A 7,142-nucleotide genomic window follows, 5' to 3' on the forward strand; every position below is an offset into this window, starting at 1 on the left:
AGTTTAGGAGGACGCAATAAATGGATTTATTCTTGCTGATCGGTATAGTATTAGGGGTTATTTCCGTCGTTGTCGGAATGATCGTTAAAGGAGCGAATGTAGCGGTGTTGATCAACCCGGCTGCAGCCATCATTATCTTTGTTGGGGTAATCGCAGCGGTGGTTAATTCGTTTCCCAGCAGTGACATCAAACGTATCCCAAAACTTTTTGGCGTTTTGCTAAAAAATGAGGAATATGACGTAAAAAAAACCATCAATAGTATTGTTGATATGGCTAACCAAGCAAGACGGGATGGCTTGCTCTCCTTAGAAGGTGCAATTCAGAATCTGGAAGAACCATTTTTAAAAAAAGGATTAGAGATGGTGGTTGACGGAATCCCTGAAGAGCAAATCAAAGAAATCATGGAAAATGAAATTTATGGGATCGAAGAACGACATCATGTAGGGGCAAATATCTTTAAAACCGCCGGAACCAGTGCACCAACATTAGGGGTTTTGGGAGCCGTTATCGGATTGATCGGGGCTTTGGGAAATTTAGAAGATGTTGAAGCATTGGGACATATGATCTCCGCCGCCTTTGTAGCCACCTTGTATGGGATCTTCTTCGGATATGTTTTGTTCATTCCTTTCAGTTCGCGTCTTAATTTGAAATCACAACAAGAAGTACAAGTGATGTCGATCATTGTTGAAGGGGTATTAGCGATTCAGGCAGGACAATCGCCTAAAAGCATTGAAAAGAAACTGTTTAGTTTGATTGAACCAGATAAACGAGAAGAAAGATCCTAGAGGTTGATTCAATATGAAAAGAAAAAAGAAAAAGGAAGAACACGTTGATGAAGCATGGCTTTTGCCTTACTCAGATATGTTAACGCTACTCTTAGCATTGTTTATCGTTATGTTTGCCATGGCAAAAGTAGACGACGAAAAATTCCAAGAGATCCGTAGTGAGTTTGGTTCCATTCTCTCTAGCCATCATAGTGGTTCCCCTGCTATTGGTTCAGTCATTGATATGGGAGCAGCAGGCAAAACTGGGAGTAGTGCAACGAATGCTTCTGAAGCTCAAGCCCAGGAAGAAGCGACCCGTATCCAATTAGAAAATCAGCAACTCGAAAAAATCAGCGAACAGTTACAAAAAGATCTGGCAGCATCCGCGCTGGACGGGCAGAGCGAAGTCAGTTTAGAGGCAGATGGGCTTCACATCACATTGGACAGCAGTATCCTGTTTGCATCAGGCAGCGCAGCAATCACATCAAAAACAAGCGAATCCCTTGATATGCTCGCTTCGGCATTAAAAAAATTGAAGGCACATAAAATTGTCATCGCAGGGCATACCGACAATATACCGGAAAAAGGCACGGGCCGCTATGAATCAAACTGGGATTTAAGTGCTGCTCGCGCGATTACTGTCATGAATTATTTCATCGATAAAAAGATTATCTCAGAAAAAAATGCTGCTATCCAAGCCTATGCAGATACGCAACCGAAAGCAAGTAATGATACCCCCGAAGGACGTTCTGAGAATCGTCGGGTAGAAATGATCATTCAACGTTCACAAATCACTGAAGAATGAACACTCACACAAAAACAGTTAAGTGAAAGAACTTATCGCCAAAGAGAAGACTGACTTCCTAATTGACCAGGGAAATCAGCCTTCTCTTTTTGTTCTCTATAACAACTGGTTCCCTCTTGTATTAGGGCATCCAATGGCACCAGCCAAAAGCTTTTGCCCCCCCTTCTAGTTTTCCTCCGTTTTCTTCCTCCTTGTTGCTTGAAGCCTTCGCCAATGTCTCTTTAGACGATTTCTTTAGATTAGAAAAACAGCAAAAGATAAGTAGAACCTCTTTTATTCTCGTCAGATTTCAGCTTGATAAAGAAGGCAAAAACAATCCATTCAATCCTCATATCCATTAAGAAGGAAAGGTCTCACTCCATAAAAACACCGCATCCGCCTTCTTTGCTGAAAGCTGATACGGTGCTTGCTTGATTCTATTTTATTTCAAATTGATCGGTTACTTTTTTCAATGTTTTTGAGATATCTCTGAGATCTGAAACGTGATTCGTAAACTCATCCATCGTTGCCAGAACCTCTTCTGAATTAGCCGATACTTCTTGCGTACCAGCAGCATTTTCTTCTGTTGAAGCCGAGATATTTTCCAAGTCGCTTAAAACATTTCCCTGAATGTTTTCAATCCGTTGACTAGCTTCTTCCACATTGTTGATACCCTCGATCATCAACATGCTTCGTTTGTAGACTTCTTTTGAAGATGCAATGACACGCTGAATCAACGTCGTTTGTTTTTCGCCACCTTTTAGTGAATCAGAGGTTTGTTCCACCATTTGGGCAGACTGTGTACGAATTTTCTCAATGATGACTTCGATTTCTTTTGTGGAAGCTTTACTTTGTTCTGCAAGTTTTCGAATTTCCGCTGCTACTACTGCAAACCCTTTTCCAGATTCCCCTGCACTAGCCGCTTCGATCGATGCATTCAATGCCAACAAGTTTGTTTGATAGGAGATATCATTGATTACACGAATAATGGTATTGATATTTTGGATATTATCATTCATATTCGTCATATTCGTCATTAATTTTTCCATTTGTTCCAATTCATTTTGCCAGCTTGCTCCAACTTCATCCATTAGGTTCATGCTTTCCTGATTGATGTCAGTGGATTCTTGTGATTTATTACTCATTTCACTAATCGTGTTCCGTAGTTCCTTGATTACTTTTTCAAGATTTTGCAATTGCGCAACGCTGTGTTCTGTTTCTTGAGCTTGTGAACCAGTTACTTCGGCAATTCCTGTAATCGTTTCTGACACTTCTTCCGCCGCCACACTGATTTGTTTAGATAATTCCAACAACGAGTCTGACATCGCAGCAACGCTATCACTTTCTTTTTGAACATTTTGAATCAATTTTCTTGATTCCATAACCATTTGATTATAATTCGCTGCCATTTGGTGGATCTCCGTGCCATTTTCATCCGGATAAACGATTCTTTGAGCAAACTGACCTAGACGCCATTTTTGATTTGGATCTTTTTGCTTCCGTTCTAATAATGCCAGCTTGCCTGATCCCATTTGTGAGAACTGCTCATTGAAGACGTTCATGATCGTACTAACTATCTTCGTTGTATAACTGGCTACAGCAATAATCAGTAGAATCATTAAACCAGCAACGATTGCTGAGATCCAAAGAATAGAATTAATCTCTTCGTCTAAATCATCTGCTTTTACATCGGCAAAAGCCCAAATGTTTGAACCTTCTGGCTTATCGAAGACGATATCATCAACCCCATTGCCATTTTCAGGCTTGATTCTGCCAATCGTCTCTTTGGAGGCAACAATTTTTTGGAAAGTTGGATCATCTTTGACGTTTTGCCCAATCAAATCTGGGTCTTTGGAGGTGATCACAATACCTGATTCAGAGATCAGAGAAACAGTTCCTGTACGACCGACATCGATAGCTGAAAGGATTTCTTGTACCTCTTCATAGGATACATCGATACTCAAAACACCCACTTGATTTTTTTCGTTTACGACTTTTATAGATACTGTTGTCACAAATTGCTCGGTAGCCACGTCCCTATAAGGCTCGGTCCAGAAAATTTCCCCATCTGCTTCCAACGCGCCGGTGAACCAAGGACGAGTAGTAGCCTCGTAATCATCTGGTATCGGATCAAAGGAGGCCACTTGCCCGTCTTCCGTAGCAAAGGTAAATGACAGAAACATTTTATTTCCAATAATTCCTTTTTCCATATTTCTTGTAATATCAGCCATGTCATATTCTGATTTCAATGCTGAAAATTGAGTCATTGCTTTTAACTTGTCTTCTGCAGAATTTTTCAGTACGATTTCTTCTGCCATAATCAGTTGAACAGCACTAGTTTTGTTGATGTCATTTCGATCAATCAATGATTGTCTTGTTGTCACGTATGTACTGACTACCAAGATACAGATTGGCACTACTGCAACCAAAACCATAACCAACCCAACATAGAGTCCTATACTCTTCTTTTTTCCCAAACTTGAGACACTCCTTTATTTTTAATTTTTACCTTTATTAAGAAAACCATTTCTCCAAAAGGAACTTACTCTTTCGTAATCGGCTATAATTTCCTATTTATTAAGTGTTCTTTGTTTTTTTACTTGCGAGAAATTCTTTTTATTGATGTAAGCTAGCAGAACTACCGCGAATAGGCGGCAAAAAGGCCCAAATAACCATTTTCTTTCTAGTAAACTGTCGTTACTATCAAAGAGAATTCAAATGATTATTTAGACCTAACATTGTATTTGATTGGTTTATAGATTAGTATCGAAAAAAATCTTCTTAGACGTTTTCTACGATTGCTAAGACAGAGATTCTGGTGCAGACTGGGCAATCGCTAACCATGCTGCCGGGACCCGATAAGGGGAACAAGAGACATAGTCTACACCGATTTCCCGGAAAAAGGCAATGGACTGGGGATCCCCGCCTACTTCCCCGCAAACGCCAATGACTTTTTCCTTCGTTTGCCGACGAATTGCAGCTACGGCTTGTTTCATCAGCTCTCCTACTCCAGCTTTATCAAGATGCTGGTAGGGGTCCTCCCGCAAAATGTCTTGATCCAAATATCGCTGAATAAATCCGCCGGCATCATCCCGTGAAAAGCCAAATGTCATTTGCGTCAGATCATTGGTGCCGAAACTGAAGAAATCTGCCAACGGAGCCAATTCACTAGCTAGTAAACATGCTCTTGGCGTTTCTAGCATCATCCCGATCTTAAAAGGCACTTCTTGCTGATAATGGGCGAAAATTTGCTGGATGTAGGCTTCCAAGCGTTCCCTTAGAACGATCATTTCTGCAGGAATGCTGATCAAAGGCAGCATGATTTCAGGATAAACAACATTGCCTGTGTCAGAAACTTGTAAAGCGGCCTCGATAATTGCCGCTGTCTGCATCTCATAAATCTCGGGATACGTAATTCCCAGACGACTGCCTCGGTGCCCCATCATCGGATTGACTTCCTGTAAATCACGGATCCGCTGCTTGATTTTTTCCAGCGAATAGCCGCTACGCTTAGCCATTTCTTCATATTCTTGGGGACGAGGCAAAAATTCATGCAAAGGCGGATCTAACAAACGAATGACACATTTCTGATCCTTCGTTTGTAACAATAATTCTTTAAAATCGTTCAATTGAAACGCTTTTAGTTGTGCCAAAGCTGCCTTTCGTTCCTCCGTCGTTTCTGCCAAAATCACTTGCCGCATCGGCCAGATCCGTGACTCGCCAAAAAACATATGCTCCGTTCGCGCTAAGCCAATACCTGCTGCACCAAAGGAAAGGGCTGTTTTGATTTCTTCGACGGTTTCCGCATTTGCCCGCACCAACAGATCTGCGCTTTCTTTAGACCAATCTAAAATCGTCTGCAACAAAGTAAAATCTTGAGAAGCGGCCAGTGGCAGTGCCCCTTGATATAAATTACCTGTTGTGCCATCCACTGATAGATAGTCGCCTTCTTGAATCACAGCTTCACCACACCGAGCTTGTTTCAAAAATGAATCAACGGCTAACTGTTCACAGCCGGCCACACAACATACCCCTAGTCCACGGGCAACAACCGCTGCATGCGAAGTCATACCACCTCGAGAAGTCACGATTGCTTCACTGACCACCATTCCGTCAATATCTTCCGGTGAAGTCTCTTGTCGTAACAAGATTACTTTTTCTCCTGCTTGGTGGGCACTGACTGCTGCTGCTGCAGAAAAATAAACCTGTCCCACCGCCGCACCTGGACTGGCAGGTAAGCCTTGCCCAAATGGGATTGCTTCAGAAAGAGCGGCCGGAGAAAAGATGGGATGCAGCAACTGATCCAGCATAGCTGGTGTCAATCGTTGCAATGCAGTTTTCTTCGTAATTTTCCCTTCAGACACTAAGTCAATCGCAATCTGCACAGCAGCTTTGGCTGTCCGTTTCCCATTGCGAGTCTGTAAGATATAGAGTTGTCCTTCTTCGATCGTAAATTCGATATCCTGCATATCTTTGTAATGGTTCTCTAATAACTCGGCAATCCTCGAAAACTGGGTATGGATTTCTGGTTGTGTCTTGGCCAGGTCACTGATCGGTCTTGGTGTACGAACCCCCGCGACAACATCTTCTCCTTGGGCACAAGCAAGAAATTCACCAAATAATCCTTTGTGTCCAGTCGTCGGATCGCGAGTAAAAGCAACCCCAGTTCCACTTGCAGCACCACTATTGCCAAATACCATCTCCTGAACAGTTACTGCTGTCCCTAAATCGTGAGCAATGGCATGAATGTTACGGTAAGTGATGGCGCGCGGATTGTTCCATGAACGAAACACCGCCTGAACAGCTGACAGCAATTGTTCCAATGGATCTTGAGGAAACCTTTCCTGTGTATGTTCCATGTAAATACTTTGAAAAACCTGACAAATCTTCTGCCAGTCTTCGGCAGTCATTAATTGATCAGAAGAGTACCCTTTTTCTTGCTTGTAGGTCGTTAAATAGGATTCAAAATGGCTCTTATCAATCCCTTTAACAACATCGCCATACATTTGGATCAAGCGACGGTAGCAATCATAAGCAAATGTTGGATTCTTCGTATTTGCTGCCAGAGTCTGAACCGTTTGATCTGTTAACCCTAGATTGAGGATCGTATCCATCATTCCTGGCATGGAGTACTTTGCCCCACTGCGTACAGAAACCAGCAGCGGTTGCTTCTTGCCGCCAAAAAATTTTTGTGTTCGCTCTTCTAGTAGAGCAACGGCTCGAATAATTTCTTCTACCAACGGTTGCGCAAGTTGCTGTTTCTCTAAGAACTGACGACAAACATCGGTTGTAACAATAAATCCTTTAGGCACCGGTAAGCCAATACTAATCATTTCAGCGAGATTTGCCCCTTTTCCACCTAATAGCTCTTTTTGGTCTTTCGTCCCTTCTGAAAACCAGACAATATTCTTCATGTTTTTCCGCCTTTCAAATGTGATATACTATTTAACTTAAATCGAAGTATATAGTGTATACCATTCATTCGTCAAGTAGAATTTTCTTCTAAAACAGCGACTTTAAAATCCTGTATTGCAATTTTATCAAGGAAAATATATAATAAATAGAATATCACATTTGAAAGGCGGAAAAACATG

General features: G+C 41.8%; 4 protein-coding genes. 2 read left to right on the plus strand and 2 right to left on the minus strand.

The features are described 5' to 3' along the window. The first annotated feature begins 20 nt into the window (after positions 1–20). Together motA and Q0A12_RS16040 are read left to right on the plus strand one after the other, a co-directional pair. On the plus strand, positions 21–785 hold the full coding sequence (gene motA / locus Q0A12_RS16035; RefSeq protein ID WP_291293629.1) for a flagellar motor stator protein MotA: 765 nt from the start codon (positions 21–23) through the stop codon (positions 783–785). Positions 786–798: 13 nt separating this feature from the next. Further along, the gene (locus tag Q0A12_RS16040; RefSeq protein ID WP_291293630.1) at positions 799–1,569 is read left to right on the plus strand and encodes a flagellar motor protein MotB; all 771 of its coding nucleotides are present in this window, start codon (positions 799–801) and stop codon (positions 1,567–1,569) included. A 416-nt stretch (positions 1,570–1,985) separates the two neighbouring features. Here the strand turns inward: Q0A12_RS16040 and Q0A12_RS16045 are convergent, their stop codons facing one another. Together Q0A12_RS16045 and ppdK are read right to left on the minus strand one after the other, a co-directional pair. After that, a complete protein-coding gene (locus Q0A12_RS16045; protein ID WP_291293631.1) occupies positions 1,986–4,025 on the minus strand; it encodes a methyl-accepting chemotaxis protein in 2,040 nt (679 codons plus the stop codon). A 324-nt stretch (positions 4,026–4,349) separates the two neighbouring features. Further along, positions 4,350–6,962, minus strand: coding sequence for a pyruvate, phosphate dikinase (ppdK, locus tag Q0A12_RS16050; protein ID WP_291293632.1), 2,613 nt, complete (start codon positions 6,960–6,962; stop codon positions 4,350–4,352). Positions 6,963–7,142 lie beyond the last annotated feature (180 nt).

Source organism: Enterococcus sp., from assembly GCF_022711995.1.
GTDB lineage: Bacteria > Bacillota > Bacilli > Lactobacillales > Enterococcaceae > Enterococcus_D.